Here is a 15183-nt window from a genome sequence, read left to right as displayed (position 1 = left end):
GATTCTGTCATCTTATAATGAGATACACATGTTGACGGAGGAAACAGAATGCATTCATCAGATTATGAATTGACGATCGGCAATATCGTTGCCGTTTTCGAGCAACAATCGATTCCCTATCAATTCGTTGGGGAAGCAGCCCTTTTTTTACAGGACGTTCTCTCGAAACCAGCAGAAGTTACTGTAGAAGTGCAGTGGGATCTTCTTGGAACAGTTCATGAGACATTTTTGCCGTATACACCGACAGCCATTGAGAAGACAAAAGACCAGGGAAGTTTTCATTTCAGTATGGAGAAGGTTCCGGTTAGTGTGCAATGCAACTACAATAAAGCCTTAAGGACGGATCCTTACCGAATTCAAATTGAGATGAACGGGCAGCATCTTTGGTGCCAGTCGCTTTATGCAATTTTGGCCGACCCTCGATACGAAGCGTTGATCAACAGCCATCTGTTCGAGTTGCAAATGCAGATGACTGAACAGAATCAAGCTGCCTGGAATCAAGACAATTTTCAAGCATTGATCAACCGTCACGGTGAACCTGGTGATGTTGCTGCAAAAATAAAACAGAACCCTGAAGGAAGGTTGAGCAACTCTTTCTATCGCCATATGAAGCCTGTCGAAGAGAAAAGAATTGCCCACCTGATGGGATCAAATGGCATTAAGGCAGTCGCTTTATCATTATTAGGAGCGGATGTGACCGTCGTTGATTTCTCTAAGGAAAATGCAGCTTTTGCAGATGCGGTTGCTGATCAAGCAGATGTCGATATCCGGTATGTCGTTTCAGATGTACTTTCTTTTACAGATAAGGAGGAAGAAGATCATGCATTTGATTTCGTCTTGATGGAACTGGGGGTGCTCCATTACTATATCAGTCTGGATCCACTTGTAGAGGTGATAAATCGCTTATTAAAGCCGGGAGGGACATTTGTGTTACATGAGTTCCACCCGATTTCGACCAAACTGATTACTTCGAAAGGGAAAAAGCATAAGGTAAGTGGGAACTATTTTGATCCAACGATTGAAAACAGGAATGTCGCTTTTTCCAAGTACTCTGCTGACGAAAAAAAAGAAATGATGAAAGTGCTGCAGCGGAAATGGACGCTCGGTGAATTGATTACTGCAGTTGCCAAAACGGGCCTCATTGTCAAAGTACTTGATGAAGAACCAAATCAAAAGGTCCACGATATCGGTCTTCCCAAACTGTTTACACTCGTGGCTCAAAAACCTGAATGAGATTGTAAAGGGGCAGTCCAAAAAGTGTCTGAGTCTCTCCGAACGTAACAACAATTTGCGAAAAATCGTGGTTCTGACACCTTTCTTTGGACAGTCCCTCTTTTGTTATGAGCACTTTTCACTGTGTTGAAAATTTAGCGGGTTTATTGGGACAGCAAGGAGTGAGAAAAGCGACAACCTGAGGTCCTGTATGTCCGTTAGATCTATGAAATCCCCTTTTTAAACAGAAATAGCCTCTGATGTCCGTTAGAATTCGAAACTACTTGAATCTTTGCCAATTGCACCCCCTCTTCGACACTATCCAATTTTGTTCTCCAGTTTCCGGATCAACCACCAGATGATGAAAGCATGGTAGAGCAAGGCTCCGCAAAGCAGGGTTGCTTTCATACTGGGGGAAGTTGCGAAAAACACCTCTGCAATCCAGAATGGTGGAAAAACAAACCCTATCCATTTCCATTCAGAGTCGATGAAGAAACCGACAATCGGTGCGGCAACGCTGATACTGATCACTTTTCCGAGTGCCAATCCTTCCACTTTATTATCAGCGAATACCGCCATCATAAGGGCTACGATCGGCGCCTCCAAGGACAGAACAAGCAAAACAGCCAATTCCCATAAAGAAATTACCTCCCAGGCGTTCACATATAACAATAAACCAGCTGCCAAAATGCAGATCACAACAGGAAAGAGAAGTCGGTATAAAATAAAATGTGACTTAGAGACAGGTGTAATGGATAAATAACTCAGTATTTGTTCGTCCCGTTCATCGAGAATGAGAAACCCACTAAGCATCCCGACTGTAAAAGGTGTTACAAGTAAACATGTGACCACCATCAATGGGAAATAGGATGCCAATGACACCTGAAAACTGGTCACAACTAGTCTTTCCAAAGGTGGGAAACCAAATTTGAGAAGAGTAGCCAAGATCAATGGGGCAAACAGAGACATAAGAAGGACGAGGTCTCTTTTGATATTCTTCAAATCATAGTTTACCTGCAGCCACATTTTATTCCATTGCATGTTATCCCTTCTTTTTTAAAACGACATTATGATGAAAGCATCGATAGGCATAAGGCAAAAGCAAGAAAATTGATAAACAGAGGTAAAACAATGCCACCAGCGCTTCTGGAATTGAAAGCTGCCTGTCAATCAGCAGCAGAGATGCATAACTCGGTATGATTTTTATCCATTCCCAATCAACTACTTCAAAAAACAGGAGAATGGGCAAAGCGAAAGGAGTGACATACACAGATGACAGAAGTAAATACTGGTTCAATGTGTCCACCTTCGCACCGATTACAATCCCAAGCAATGTGAAAAACATCGACGTCAATACAATCCCTGATAAAAAGAACCAGTCCAACCTGAAACCGAATACGGTCCATTTGATAATCAACGTGGATAGAATGGTCAACAATGCAAGGGATAGAGCTTTTGAAAGCAAATACTCACGAATCGTATAAGGGGTGACGAACAAGTTATCCAGTATGTGATCCCCTTTTTCAAGAAGGACGATTCCACCTACAAAAAAAGCCCCCAAAAAGCTTGGATCCGAAAAGATGATAAGTGTGAATATGGGATCCATCCACTGTTCTGGAATCGTGATCAAAATAAAAATATAGATAAGGGATATGAGCGCATAAGCCGCATAAAAGCCATGTCGGAACTGATACCGGACATCAAATGCGATAGAGGTCAATAGCCTCATTGGAGCTGCCTCCCTGTAACTTTAATGAAAATATCTTCAAGTGAGGGTTCCGTCGTATGCATGGAAAGGATCAGGTCAAGTTTCAATAAGTGCAGGAAACGCTCGTTTTGTTCTAAACCTTTCAGCGGAAGTTCGAGTTTTTTTACCTGATCACCCTCCTGGTATCGAATCGAAAGAATCTTTATGTTTTGGAGCTTTAAGCGTTCTGGAGAATCGATAAGTTTGAGTTCACCGTCAACGATGAAAGCGACACGATCACAGATTTCTTCAGCAATATGCATGTTGTGAGTGGAGATGATGATCGTTTTTCCTGCACTTTTTTGCTCGAGGAGAAGTTCTTTGACGACTTTCGTATTAACTGGGTCGAGTCCAGATGTTGGTTCATCCAAGAAGAGAATTTCTGGTTCATGCAACAATGCGCGACAGAGATTCAACCTCATTTTCATCCCTTTTGAAAAATGACTGACCCTCGTATGGAGCACGTCTTGTAATCCCAGTCTAGTAAGAAGTTTGTCAGGTTCTTTCACAGGTTTGTCATAAAGCCTGCTGAAATAGACCAGATTTTCTGAAGCGGTGAATTTACTATAGAAATTTGGTCTTTCAAATGCCACACCAATCGTATTGTAGAGTTGGTTATCTGTGTTATGGAGCTCATTTCCAAATAATTGGACAGAACCCTCATAATCTTTTAAAATTCCGATCAAAACGTTTTGCGTTGTACTTTTTCCTGCACCAGATGGACCGAGGAAACCGAATATTTCACCTTTCGGAATGGAAAAATTGAGGTTTTTAATCGACGATTCACGTTTGCCGGGGTATGTGTATGACAAATCATGGACCTCAATCATTTGTCTCTTCCTTCACTAGTCCGTCTGCATAAAGCTCCGCTATTCGTTCAACTGTCACATCAAAAACATCTACGCCAATTTCTTTTTTATGAAGGGTCATCAAGAAAAAGGACCGCAAGATGGCAGTGATGATTTCTGGCCGCTCTTCTTTCAGATTCCCTTGCTTTCTCCACTTTTCCAAGAATGGCGTCAGTGCGAATACATCATTTTCAGCGTGTTGCTTCAATTTTTCAGTTGAGAGTTTTTTGGTGAGACGCTGGAAGTCATCCCCTTGTAATAGTTGTTGGATGATTGAATTTTCACTGATCAAGGCCAATCCACGGATCAAGAACGTTTTGAAAACTTCTTTCGTCAAAGGCTGGTCAAGAAATTCATCCTGTAATGCTTTTTTGATTTTCGCCTCTTCTTCTTCAATTACTTCAAAATAAAGCTCTTCTTTGGAAGGGAAGAAAAGGTAGAAGGAGCCCTGGGCAATCCCTGCAGCACCTGTGAGGGTGGCGACGTTCGTTTTACGTAAACCGTTTTGCACGAATGCTTTACGTCCTTCTTCGAGCAAGGAACTACGTATTCTCGCTTTTTCCTTTGTATCAAATCCTTTAGCCATGGTGATCAGTCCCTCCACAGTCATTATGAATAAATTTTATTTTTGTTCATGAATATTTTATTAAATTATTCACGAAAAAGCAATACGGAAAAATGTATCAGAAACCAGCTTAAGTTTGGACAAGAAGAGGAGGAAAAAAGCGAAATGCTGTCCGAACAGGGGCCAACTTCGGCTGGGAAGAGGAGGAAAGAGCGTTAAACTGTCCGAACAAGGGCCACCTTCAGACAGGAAGAGAAGAAAAAAGCGATAAGCTGTCCGAACGTGGGTCAACTTCGGACAGGGAGAGGAAGAAGGAGTGCAATATTGTCCGAAAACGAGCCGTATTGATAACACTCCAGCGGGAATAATAAACAAACTAGGAGAACCCCGCACCATCACGCTTAAATGGAACTTCGACTTTACATCACCGCAACGTTTAGAAATACCTGTATTTTATAAACCTTTTCGCTTGCCAAACTTATACAAATCGATATGATTAGAAATAAGAAAATTTTTTCAGCAAATAAGAAAATACAAGATATAGTCTATTATAGATAGGGGGCTTCAACATGGCAGAAAACAATCAATTTCTAGAGCTTGCGACATTCGCTGGTGGTTGCTTCTGGTGCATGGTAAAACCGTTCGAGGAAATGCCAGGAATCAAAAAAGTCGTATCGGGCTATACAGGCGGCCATACAGAAAATCCGACATATATGGAAGTGGTTACGAATACAACCGGGCATCGTGAGGCGGTGCAAATCACATTTGACCCCGACGTTTTTCCGTATGAAAAACTCCTTACGCTTTACTGGCAGCAAATCGATCCGACAGATCCTGGAGGCCAATTCCATGATCGCGGGGAAACTTATAAAACGGCCATCTATTATCATAATGAACAACAAAAAGAGCTTGCGGAAGCATCAAAGAAAATCCTGGAGCAAAGCGGACGGTTCTCAAAACCGATTGTGACAGATATTCTACCGGCTTCAACCTTTTATCCTGCAGAAAGCCAACATCAGAAGTATTACAAAAAGAACCCCGATCATTATGACCGCTATTATAAAGGGTCGGGACGAAAAGGTTTCATCGAGAAAACTTGGGTGATGGAAAAGGATGACGACAAGCTCCGAAAAGAATTGGATGATTTGCAATACAATGTAACGCAGAAAAATGGGACAGAGCCACCGTTCAAAAATGAATACTGGAATAATGAACGAGAAGGAATTTATGTCGATATCGTATCTGGAGAACCGTTATTCAGTTCGAAAGACCAATATGATGCGGGTTGTGGTTGGCCAAGTTTTACAAAACCACTCCACTCGACACGGATCAAAGAAAAGAAAGATTTAAGCCATTTCATGATCCGGACAGAGGTTCGAAGTAAATTCGGTGACTCCCATTTGGGGCATGTATTCAATGATGGTCCAGATGAAAATGGGTTGAGATATTGTATCAACTCTTCAGCACTTCGTTTCATCCCAAAAGAAGAACTTGAAAATGAAGGCTATGGCGAATACAGACAATTGTTTGATTGAATGAGACAAAGGAGGCGGACTGGGTCCACCTCCTTTTTTTCATAAACTCTTAATTTTTTACAGTAACCTTATCTTCGCTGAGGTCGATAGCTGGTCCGAAGAATTCATAGTTGATTTGTTCTTCAGGCACTTCAAGTTTTTTCAATCCATTGATGGCCATTTTCATGAAGCCTTCAGGTCCGCAAATGTAGTAATCAGCATCGTCCGGTATGATTGTTTCTAACCACGGCAAATCAATGTAACCTTCCTTTGCAAAGCATTGATTTTGCTTATCGTCTTCAGATGGTTTTTCAAAACAGAAGTATGCTTTCAGCTGTTCATGGCTTTCAACTAATTTAAGGATCCGGCTGCCCATTGCTTGATATTCCCCATCGATCGAAGCATGGATGTAATGAACCTCACGATCTGGTGTCTGGATCAATGTTGTTTCCAGCATGCTTACAAGAGGCGTAAGGCCGACACCAGCACCGATCAGTACAAGTGGGCGCTTTGTTTCTGTATTGAGCGTGAAGTCTCCTGCTGGAGCACTCAAGAGAACACGATCACCTTCCTTCAAATTGTCATGAAGGTGCAGAGAAACACGACCTTCACGTTTGATGGAAAGACGGTAATGATCCTTGTCAGGTGTATCAGACAAGCTGTATTGGCGAATATGTGTGTGTGGATCATTCGGAATCTGTACTTTTACACTTACATATTGTCCTGGAGTGAAATCGGCAATCTCCCCGCCGTCCACAGGCTTTAAGTAGAATGAAGTGATGACTTTACTTTCAGTTTCTTTCCTTACCAATTCGAATTCACGGAAGTCATCCCATCCTCCACGTTGTTCGGCCGCTTCTTTATACATCTCATCCTCTACCTGGATGAACACATCTGCGATCACTCCATAAGCTTTTGCCCACGCATCGAGAATTTCATCTGTTGCTGCATCCCCCAGGACATCTTTTATCGCTTTCAGAAGGTTTTCACCAACAACAGGATATTGCTCAGGTTTTACCCCTAAACTACGGTGTTTATGGGCGATCTGCTTTACGGCTGGAAGGATTTCTTCGAGACGATCGATATGGACAGCAGCTGCATAGACTGCATTTGCAAGTGCGCCTTGTTGACGCCCTTTATGTTGATTGGAATGGTTGAATAGGTTCAATAGTTCAGGATGATTTTTGAAAAGCAATTCATAAAAACGGGACGTAATTGTAGTCCCATGTTCTTTAAGTACAGGAACAGTCGCTTTGATAGTTTGAATGGTCTTTTGATCTAGCATCTAAACCAGCTCCTTCATTTTTTGAAAATTTGGCTTTGTTATTGTTGATTGCCCTCGGAAAGGTTTTACTAATCAACAATTAAGTAAAAGATGTATCTTGTTTACATCTTTATTATAAAAAGATGAACGGATAAAAGATACATCTCTAATGCATCATTCAAAATTCGGACATATTTGTGTTCAATAAATAGACACATAAAAGAAAGGTTCTTTAACTTCATGTATGACAATGGTAGGATTAAAGGTATAAAACTCCTTAATGAGAGGGGACAGCAAAATGCGACTAACCCAATATACGGATTTTTCCTTGAGGGTTCTCATATATTTGACAGCACAAAAAGAAGATCAACTAGTTAATATTAAAGAAATTGCAGAGGTCTATGGGATTTCTAAAAACCATTTAATGAAAGTGATTCATGAATTAGGTAAACTTGGTGTCATCAAAACGATTCGAGGGAGAAATGGCGGGATCAAGCTCGCAAAGGATCCTGAGGATATCAATGTGGGAAAACTTATTCGAAAGACAGAAGAAGACTTCTATCTCGTCGAATGCTTCGATGCTTCAAACAACTCCTGCATCATCAGTCCGGTTTGCAAACTGAAAGGGGTATTGAACGAAGCGATGGAGGCGTACTTCAAGGTATTGGATCAATATACTTTAGCTGACTTGACCACCAATCCCCACCAACTACAACAGCTTTTTTCAATACAGGGATCAGACCGTATCCGTCCGAAAGCTTAGTGTTGACTCTGAATGTCATCACTGAGCTTTTTTCTTTTTATGGGTGGGATGTTTGTTTTTGATAATGACTATTTTATATAATTGATATAGATAGGGAGGACGGGCATGGAATTCAGTGTAGACGGTACCATCTTACTTGTGTCATTTTTATTGATCATAGGTGTAATTACAGCAAAGTTCTCATCCAGATTGGGCTTGCCTTCTTTAGTATTGTTCATCGTGGTCGGAATGGTCCTTAGCCAGTATATTTATTATGATAACGCCATGCTTACCCAATTGATCGGTACGTTTGCGTTGATCGTCATTCTATTTGAGGGTGGTCTCCAAACAAAGTGGCCAGATATCAAGAAGGTTTATAAACCGTCCCTGTCGCTAGCTACTCTTGGGGTGCTGGCAACGACGATCGTCATAGGTGTGGCTGCAAAATACATACTCGGAGTAAGCTGGCTCGAAGGATTTCTTTTCGGTGCCATTGTCGGTTCGACGGATGCAGCTGCAGTCTTTGCCGCTCTCGGGAATAAGAATATCAAACGAAAGCTCACCTCTACGTTGGAAGCGGAATCTGGGACCAATGATCCGATGGCGATCTTCTTGACCGTTTCATTATTACAATTGATTCAAAATCCAGAAACTAACCCGGATGTATTGGTTTTCGACTTTTTCTGGCAGATGGGTATCGGTCTTCTGTTAGGTTTACTCTTTGGAAAAACCGCTGTTTGGGTGATCAATAACATCAACTTGGATTCTTCAGGTCTTTATCCCGTATTATCGATAGCGTTGGCGGTTTTCACATTTGGAATTACGAGCTTATTTGAAGCTAGTGGATTACTGGCAGTTTATATCATGGCTGTACTCCTCGGGAATCACGACATGACTTACCGCCATTCTATCGTTAGGTTCAATGAGGGGTTTGCATGGATGATGCAGATGCTTATGTTCATCCTATTGGGCTTGCTTGTATTTCCAAATCAGTTGCTGGACGTCATTTGGGAGGGAATCCTGTTATCAATTATCCTCATGATTGTGGCAAGACCGGTCGGTGTTTTTCTCAGCTTGATGTTTGCAAAATATAACGTTAAAGAGAAATTATTCATTTCATGGGCTGGATTGAAAGGAGCAGTTCCGATTGTTTTAGCGACTTATCCGATGGTCGCAGGGTTGAAAGACAGTGGGCTGATTTTCAATGTCGTTTTCTTTGTCGTCTTCACTTCAGCATTGATACAGGGAGCGACCATCGCACCGCTCGCAAAATACTTTAAGTTTTCGAAAGGTGCCAAAGCGGAAGTGCCTCATAGTTTAGAGCTCATTTCAATCGGAAAAACAAAGAACGAAATGATGGAGATCCAAATTGAAGATGAAGCATCGATTATCGGTGAAGAAATAAAAGATCTGCCGCTTCCTGATGATACATTGATATCTGCGGTCATCCGAAAAGATTCGTTGATTACACCAACAGGAGATACAATCCTGCGAGCAGGGGATACGCTTTATATCCTGGTTCACAAGGCGAAACGTGAGGAAATTAAGAAAATCATACGCCAAAAAGAAGAAAGTGAAGCTGAAAACGAACAGGAAAAGAGTTGAATGAAGGAAGAAAACTCTTTATCAAAGACTCTTTTCTAAAAGATTGTTGCTTTTGAGTCATTTTTAAAACTGTGAAAGTTGATAGGAGAGCAAGGTGCGAGACTCCTCGAAAATGAAAATCGCATTTTCTTCGTGCGATGTAACGCTGCCGAAGCTTTCCCTGATCAGCGTGCCTACTACCTGAATAATCTCCTCGCAAGGCATGCGACGAGAAAGCTCGCTTCGACAGGACTTTCTTGTAGACGCAGGAGCACAAATGCTTCCTTGAAAAGGAGTCTCCTGAGGTCGCAAGGCGACGAGTGGGATCACCGCACGCCCCGCGGGAAAGCGAGCCTCCTGGAGCGGAACTCAACGACTTTTAAAGAAAACTTGGCGAGACCAAGCCTTTTGTAGGTCGAGCCTAGTTGCCCTTATACTGAAGAAAGTATTTTATACTTTCTTTAAGTGCAAGAGCAATAAAGTTTGCGAAAACAGCATTATCAAAAGACTTTTCTACCAAACGAACAAAGAGGTGACGTCCGTGTCACCTCTTTTCTTAATCAAATTTGTATGTCCAGAACCGTTCATACTTGATCCAGTTCATCAGTTCTTCTTCATTGGCTTGAAGTCTTTTTTTCATACCAGCCATGAGGCCAGCTGTTTGACTTTTGTGTGCTTCAATCGTCGCGATCTTTTTATCTTGAACGCTGCTTACATCCCTGATGACATCAGGTTCGCCGAGCTTTTCGACACAATCATTAGAAAAAGCGACACATTCGACGCGAGGGCGTTTCGATGCAGGCAGCCGTTTTACTGCTTTGGTGACAGCCTCTCCACAGGCTTCATGATCAGGATGGACACTGAACCCAGGATAGAAAGTGATGATGAGTGAAGGATCGAGCTCATCTATGACCTCCGTGAATTCAACCGCAAGCCATTCAGGATCTTCAAACTCAATCGTCTTATCTCGTAAGCCCATCATACGTAAATCGCGTATCCCAAGAACATTGCAGGCTTCTTGGAGTTCCATCTTCCGAAATTCGGATAAGGATTCCCGATTTGCAAATGGAGGGTTACCCATATTCCTTCCCATTTCACCCAGTGTTAAGCACATATACGTGACAGGTGTTCCATTTTCGATATGCATCGCAATCGACCCAGAAACGCCGAAAGCTTCATCATCCGGGTGAGGGAAGATCACAAGTACTTGTTTTTCCATAGGTCCGGCTCCTTTCTATTCAAACGGTGTCTCGCTGATTTGAAGTGCTACGGCGAGTTTCCCGTCCATATCATGGCCCGCCATCAACAGGCGGTTTTTGGCGTCAAGCTCCCAATGGGTAAGCCCTTCAGCATAGACCCATCCGAGGTCCATTTTCAGTCCGACACGGTAAGGGCCTTCTCCGGTTATTTTTCCTCGAGTGTAGTTGATCTTCCCGTTGCGGATATAAGCACCAGCTGAAAATACCTTTTCGTTGAAATGCGACGCATAAGCACCGTTGGTCGTTTCTAGATGTATGTATACATCTTCTCCGACAAAACGCTCGATAATTGGCTGTACCTTTGAAGTATCAATTGGATCCAAAGCAAAACCCTCCTACGATTCCCGAATCTCATCTATCCATTCCGATAGGATTACTTTTTACGATTATAACAACTTATCATCAAGAAACGAAGAAGAAACGCCTATGAGAGGCGTTTTTTCTGGCATTTAAAGAAAGTATAAGGCTTAGCCTGCGCAAAGGCTTGGCTTTACCGGTTTTCTTTAAGCATTCATTGGTTTTTACGTTTGTCGGTCCATTCGTGACTTAATATGCCATACATTAACATGTCATGCCGTTCCCCGTCACGCTGCAGGAACTCGCGTTGAGCGCCTTCATATTTGAAACCGAGGCGTTCGTACAACTTGATCGCACGTTTGTTATAACTGAAGACAGTCAATTGGACACGATGCAGGTTCAATTCATAAAACGCAAAATTCAATACAAGCTCCATCGTTTCATATCCAAGCCCTTGATTCCAAACCTCCTTATCGCCTATGCCGATCGCGAGCCAGGTATTCCGATGTGCCCAAAGGATCCCGTCTAAATCGACCCAGCCGACGACCCTATCATCTTCTATCATACGGATAGCGAATAGGAATGATTTCTGGTCCCGCGGCTTAAGCTCGACCCATTCCTTGAAATCACGTTGCAGCAATGGAAAGCTTGGTGTAGCATCCATGCAGCGCATATATTCATCGTCATGGTACCAATCGGACACCTTATCCAGATCTTCTTCTTTAAAACGCCCTAAATAGACACGTTCTCCTTTACGGATTGACTTTGCAATCATCGTTTTACCCCCTAATGAAAAATGCAATTATTCTTTCTTGACCCAACAGCCGTTTTGGAACACTGGTTCACGCCGTCCATCCCAATGGATTCCGTCAATGTTCATTTCAGACGAACCGATCATGAAATCGATATGCGTTATACTCGTGTTCAACCCAGCCTGATTCAGCTCTTCACTTGTCATGTTCGTCCCGTCCTCTACACAGAGAGGATACGCTGCCCCGATCGCCAAGTGACATGAAGCATTTTCATCGAACAATGTATTGTAAAAGATCGTATCTTCTTCCGCAATCGGAGAGTCCTCCGGAACAAGTGCAACCTCCCCTAGATAGTGTGAACCGTCATCACTATCGATCAGACGTTTCAGCGTTTCCAGACCCTTTGAGGCACTCATTTCGATGATTTTGCCATCTTTAAAAGTAAGTATAATGTCTTCAATAGCTGTACTGCCATAAACCAGCGGCATCGTGCTTCTCACTGTACCATTCACACCATCTCTTTTAGGTGCTGTGAATACCTCTTAGGTCGGAAGGTTCGGTGTGAAGAAAAGGCCTTCTTGTGTTGTAGCACCACCACCTACCCATAAATGTCTATCCGGTAGTTCAATGATTAGATCTGTACCCGGAGCCTCTAAATGGAGCTTCTGGAACCGCATCGTGTTCAGTTCATCCACTTTTGAAAGTAAGAAGCCGATATGCCCTTTCCATTGCTCGATCGGGTCATCACAATCCACACGAGTCATATCAAAAACCGCTTTCCAAAGCATGCCCAGGGCTTCTTCTGGACTTCGATCCGGATAAACTTTCCCAGCCCATTTTTCATTGGGAACGCAGACAATACAAAATGTGATTATTCCGGTTTTTCTTGCTGATGGATTTGTTTCATCTCGAGAGCAGACGCTTTCATGACTGCACTGACCCGGTCAGGATCAAGATCTGAGAACGCCTCCGGTTGGGGACTGCGGATGGATAGGAATGCCGCTTTCTGTCGAATCAGCTCTTCTGAACGTTTCGTACTCCATTCTGGGAATTCAGTCAGACTTTCTTCAGGCGCATACTGAATTTTCAGCTTTGAGGTTTCCTGATCAATCCAATTGATATAAACATGTCGTGCCCCCTTTTTGTAGGCAGCTTCTGTCACTTTCCGGACGAAAGGTGCAGCGTCCAAATCGGCATTGATATGAAGGATCTGATTTTTTTGCAGGTTTAGACCGGTCTTCAGCGTGACTTCAGCAAGGTTCATTAGTTTTGTTACGTATGTCCTGTTCATGACGATTCCTCCTTTATTCCACAGCGCAAGGCTTAACTCCACCAAGATTTGGGCTTTTTGGCAAGGAAATTTTTAAAAACGATTGAGGCAGATTGGTTTTTTCCGTGCACTGAAAAGATCGGTGACGGTGTGTAGATATTCTGTATTAGAAATGGAAGCTTTCCCATAGGTATATAAAGCTTCGAATGGAACAACACCCATCACAACCGATGAAAAATCAGAAATATCCAGTTTGATTTCTACGTCGGCTTTCTTCTCATCAGTGAACGTGAGACTGCCATTTTGGGCATGAAGATGGACCTTACGCGCATTGCCTGGCACAAACGAATCCTGGACTGTGACGTTCAAGGATATTGTTACGTTGTTGAAGTTGTGATCTGACACTTGTTTCAAAAAGGCTTCAGTATCAAGGATCCTATACATCAACCCGACCCCTTGTGTATTGCTTTCATGGTAAATATGCGGGATGAGGTGACCTGTACCGTTACTTGGATCTGTTAATACATGATGGAAATGCTCATCCTGTGTATCAAAATAAATCGAGCGGATCTGATCCTGTTGTGAATGGAAGAAGGTAAGCATTTCTGAAAGGACTTCCTGATCCTCGTATAGCATTTCATGAACGATGATGTCATTTTGTAAGAAGGTGTCGTCAGGGTTGGATTTGAAGGAAAATCCCGCATACCCCTTTACCTCACCATCTTTTACATAACCGATCGTGTAGTTACCCGGCTGTTTCATTGGTCGTGAGAAACCTTTAACAGTCCTCATCATCAGGCCATGTGTACGAATAGCTATTTTATTATAGAAATCTATAATTCTCTCTGTATCACCCTGTGTAAGGTAGGCGATGTGCACTTTTGAGGGTCCTTTCGGCAGGTGATCCGGTTGGACACGATAGCGGTTCATTTTCGTTCCATATCCATACCCCATTTGCTTATAAAAGTCCGGCCGGAATGGGTAGAGTGCAGTAAAATATGTTCCGCGATCCTGGTAGTGCTGGTGGAAATGTTCGAGGAGAGCCTTTGCTACGCCCTCTTTTTTATGTAATAGATCGACAGCTACCATACCGATTCCACCGACAGGGATTTTTTGCTCATGAAACAACATTTCGAAATCATGAAACTGCATGCCACCGACGAGTTTCCCAGATTGATAAGCCCCATACAAGGAAGCTGAATCATCATTTTCTTGAATGTCTATGAATCTATCTGTTGTTTTTTCGAGATCGTCTCCCGAAACTAGTTTCATTCCTGTATAAGCACGGCTGACGATTGAGATGAATTGCGCAATATCTTCTATAGGTATTTTTTTGATTTCCATTTCTTCATCCTCCTGATTCTTCCAATACGACTGTCTTTTATTATAGCAAACTTGAATATGACAAAGAAAACGGATTCATGGGATAATGGAGGAAAAAATGTCGAGCTAGGGGCTGATTTTTTGAGAAAACCGACAGACAAAATGGTTATGCATAGCTACCCGGGGATGGTCGCCATCGTAACCGTATCGTTTGAGGAGGAAGATAATGTGATGGCTGCCGGTTGGCACTCATACATATCTTATGATCCACCCATGTATGGCGTTGCAATCGGAAGGGAAAGGCATACATACCATCTTGTAAAAGGTGCCGGATCATTTGCGATCAACTTTTTACCCTTTGAAAAAGCTGAATTCATCCAGCAATCAGGAACCTATTCGGGAAGCGAAAAGAATAAGTTTGAGCTGGGAAGTATGGCATTCGACCGTGGGAGGACAACGGATGCACCGATTTTGAAAGATGCATATGTTGCGTATGAGTGTGAGACCATTGATGTGAACCGCTACGGCGATCATGACTGGTTTGTCGCTGATATCACACAATTTTATAGGGACGACGCACTGTTCAATGAAAAGGGGCTTCCTGATTTTGAGAAGCTGGAAATCCCCCTCTACCTAGGGCGATCGCGATATTTACGTGCTGATGCAAGCAGTCTGATCAAAAAGTTCATGGTCTAGAAGTGAAATTTGTCGTCAATATCTGTCAACTATTCTCGGGGAAATAATTAGAACCGTGTCATAAAACCGCGAATTGAAAATATCTTTAGACAAAATGAACTGGAGAAGGA

The 15183-nt window shown here is 42.6% G+C and carries 15 protein-coding genes and 1 pseudogene; 5 read left to right on the top strand and 11 right to left on the bottom strand.

Translation table 11 applies throughout. From position 1 onward, the window contains the following. Positions 1–48 precede the first annotated feature (48 nt). Positions 49–1233, top strand: a complete 1185-nt coding sequence (locus ACTWQL_RS17615; protein ID WP_443143738.1) for a class I SAM-dependent methyltransferase — start codon at positions 49–51, stop codon at positions 1231–1233. Positions 1234–1530: 297 nt separating this feature from the next. Here ACTWQL_RS17615 and ACTWQL_RS17610 read toward each other — a convergent pair whose 3' ends face one another. From ACTWQL_RS17610 to ACTWQL_RS17595, 4 genes are read right to left on the bottom strand one after another with little or no spacing between them, the layout of a single operon-like run. Next, positions 1531–2253: a hypothetical protein gene (locus ACTWQL_RS17610; protein ID WP_443143737.1), complete on the bottom strand. Its 723-nt coding sequence runs from the start codon at positions 2251–2253 to the stop codon at positions 1531–1533. Between the two features lies 1 nt (position 2254). After that, positions 2255–2941 (bottom strand): fluoroquinolone export ABC transporter permease subunit, encoded by a 687-nt coding sequence (locus ACTWQL_RS17605; protein ID WP_443143736.1) that lies wholly within the window; start codon positions 2939–2941, stop codon positions 2255–2257. Further along, complete coding sequence (locus ACTWQL_RS17600; protein ID WP_443143735.1) at positions 2938–3789, bottom strand: ABC transporter ATP-binding protein; 852 nt, start codon at positions 3787–3789, stop codon at positions 2938–2940. The genes ACTWQL_RS17605 and ACTWQL_RS17600 overlap by 4 nt, the downstream gene beginning before the upstream one ends. Then, positions 3782–4393, bottom strand: a complete 612-nt coding sequence (locus tag ACTWQL_RS17595) for a TetR/AcrR family transcriptional regulator (RefSeq protein WP_443143734.1) — start codon at positions 4391–4393, stop codon at positions 3782–3784. The genes ACTWQL_RS17600 and ACTWQL_RS17595 overlap by 8 nt, the downstream gene beginning before the upstream one ends. Positions 4394–4941: 548 nt before the next feature. On the opposite strand from ACTWQL_RS17595, the gene msrB reads away from it, so the two are divergent. After that, positions 4942–5907, top strand: a complete 966-nt coding sequence (gene msrB, locus ACTWQL_RS17590) for a peptide-methionine (R)-S-oxide reductase MsrB (RefSeq protein WP_443143733.1) — start codon at positions 4942–4944, stop codon at positions 5905–5907. A gap of 49 nt (positions 5908–5956) precedes the next feature. Here the strand turns inward: msrB and hmpA are convergent, their stop codons facing one another. Further along, on the bottom strand, positions 5957–7171 hold the full coding sequence (gene hmpA / locus ACTWQL_RS17585) for an NO-inducible flavohemoprotein (protein ID WP_443143732.1): 1215 nt from the start codon (positions 7169–7171) through the stop codon (positions 5957–5959). A gap of 277 nt (positions 7172–7448) precedes the next feature. Between hmpA and ACTWQL_RS17580 the strand changes: the two genes are divergently transcribed. Then, entirely contained in the window at positions 7449–7913 is a 465-nt protein-coding gene (locus ACTWQL_RS17580) for an Rrf2 family transcriptional regulator (RefSeq protein ID WP_443143731.1), read from the top strand. A gap of 105 nt (positions 7914–8018) precedes the next feature. Next, positions 8019–9497, top strand: coding sequence for a potassium/proton antiporter (locus ACTWQL_RS17575; RefSeq protein WP_443143730.1), 1479 nt, complete (start codon positions 8019–8021; stop codon positions 9495–9497). A 63-nt stretch (positions 9498–9560) separates the two neighbouring features. Here ACTWQL_RS17575 and ACTWQL_RS17570 read toward each other — a convergent pair whose 3' ends face one another. The 6 genes and pseudogenes from ACTWQL_RS17570 to ACTWQL_RS17545 all read right to left on the bottom strand — a co-directional run bounded on the left by ACTWQL_RS17570 (position 9561) and on the right by ACTWQL_RS17545 (position 14398). Further along, positions 9561–9701 (bottom strand): hypothetical protein, encoded by a 141-nt coding sequence (locus tag ACTWQL_RS17570; protein WP_443143729.1) that lies wholly within the window; start codon positions 9699–9701, stop codon positions 9561–9563. Positions 9702–10032: 331 nt separating this feature from the next. Then, positions 10033–10695 (bottom strand): bacillithiol biosynthesis deacetylase BshB2, encoded by a 663-nt coding sequence (gene bshB2, locus ACTWQL_RS17565; protein WP_443143728.1) that lies wholly within the window; start codon positions 10693–10695, stop codon positions 10033–10035. A 15-nt stretch (positions 10696–10710) separates the two neighbouring features. Next, positions 10711–11058 carry a YojF family protein gene (locus tag ACTWQL_RS17560; protein ID WP_443143727.1) on the bottom strand — a complete coding sequence of 116 codons (348 nt, stop codon included), beginning with the start codon at positions 11056–11058 and terminating at the stop codon, positions 10711–10713. 188 nt (positions 11059–11246) lie between these two features. Further along, positions 11247–11807: a GNAT family N-acetyltransferase gene (locus ACTWQL_RS17555; protein WP_443143726.1), complete on the bottom strand. Its 561-nt coding sequence runs from the start codon at positions 11805–11807 to the stop codon at positions 11247–11249. Between the two features lie 27 nt (positions 11808–11834). Then, positions 11835–13048: pseudogene (locus tag ACTWQL_RS17550) on the bottom strand (aminopeptidase). A gap of 99 nt (positions 13049–13147) precedes the next feature. Beyond that, positions 13148–14398 (bottom strand): GNAT family N-acetyltransferase, encoded by a 1251-nt coding sequence (locus tag ACTWQL_RS17545; RefSeq protein WP_443143725.1) that lies wholly within the window; start codon positions 14396–14398, stop codon positions 13148–13150. 57 nt (positions 14399–14455) lie between these two features. On the opposite strand from ACTWQL_RS17545, the gene ACTWQL_RS17540 reads away from it, so the two are divergent. Next, positions 14456–15073, top strand: a complete 618-nt coding sequence (locus tag ACTWQL_RS17540) for a flavin reductase family protein (RefSeq protein ID WP_443143724.1) — start codon at positions 14456–14458, stop codon at positions 15071–15073. The last annotated feature ends 110 nt before the right edge of the window (positions 15074–15183 follow it).

It is taken from the genome of Pseudalkalibacillus sp. R45 (assembly GCF_052246725.1).
GTDB lineage: Bacteria > Bacillota > Bacilli > Bacillales > Fictibacillaceae > Pseudalkalibacillus.
This window is presented reverse-complemented; position numbering and strand designations above follow the sequence as displayed.

Bases quoted from the DNA above. Each gene is read 5' to 3' on its own strand.
- ACTWQL_RS17615 (WP_443143738.1), top strand. From the start codon at position 49: ATGCATTCATCAGATTATGAATTGACGATCGGCAATATCGTTGCCGTT.
- ACTWQL_RS17610 (WP_443143737.1), bottom strand. From the start codon at position 2,253: ATGCAATGGAATAAAATGTGGCTGCAGGTAAACTATGATTTGAAGAAT.
- ACTWQL_RS17605 (WP_443143736.1), bottom strand. From the start codon at position 2,941: ATGAGGCTATTGACCTCTATCGCATTTGATGTCCGGTATCAGTTCCGA.
- ACTWQL_RS17600 (WP_443143735.1), bottom strand. From the start codon at position 3,789: ATGATTGAGGTCCATGATTTGTCATACACATACCCCGGCAAACGTGAA.
- ACTWQL_RS17595 (WP_443143734.1), bottom strand. From the start codon at position 4,393: ATGGCTAAAGGATTTGATACAAAGGAAAAAGCGAGAATACGTAGTTCC.
- msrB (WP_443143733.1), top strand. From the start codon at position 4,942: ATGGCAGAAAACAATCAATTTCTAGAGCTTGCGACATTCGCTGGTGGT.
- hmpA (WP_443143732.1), bottom strand. From the start codon at position 7,171: ATGCTAGATCAAAAGACCATTCAAACTATCAAAGCGACTGTTCCTGTA.
- ACTWQL_RS17580 (WP_443143731.1), top strand. From the start codon at position 7,449: ATGCGACTAACCCAATATACGGATTTTTCCTTGAGGGTTCTCATATAT.
- ACTWQL_RS17575 (WP_443143730.1), top strand. From the start codon at position 8,019: ATGGAATTCAGTGTAGACGGTACCATCTTACTTGTGTCATTTTTATTG.
- ACTWQL_RS17570 (WP_443143729.1), bottom strand. From the start codon at position 9,701: ATGCCTTGCGAGGAGATTATTCAGGTAGTAGGCACGCTGATCAGGGAA.
- bshB2 (WP_443143728.1), bottom strand. From the start codon at position 10,695: ATGGAAAAACAAGTACTTGTGATCTTCCCTCACCCGGATGATGAAGCT.
- ACTWQL_RS17555 (WP_443143726.1), bottom strand. From the start codon at position 11,807: ATGATTGCAAAGTCAATCCGTAAAGGAGAACGTGTCTATTTAGGGCGT.
- ACTWQL_RS17545 (WP_443143725.1), bottom strand. From the start codon at position 14,398: ATGGAAATCAAAAAAATACCTATAGAAGATATTGCGCAATTCATCTCA.
- ACTWQL_RS17540 (WP_443143724.1), top strand. From the start codon at position 14,456: ATGACAAAGAAAACGGATTCATGGGATAATGGAGGAAAAAATGTCGAG.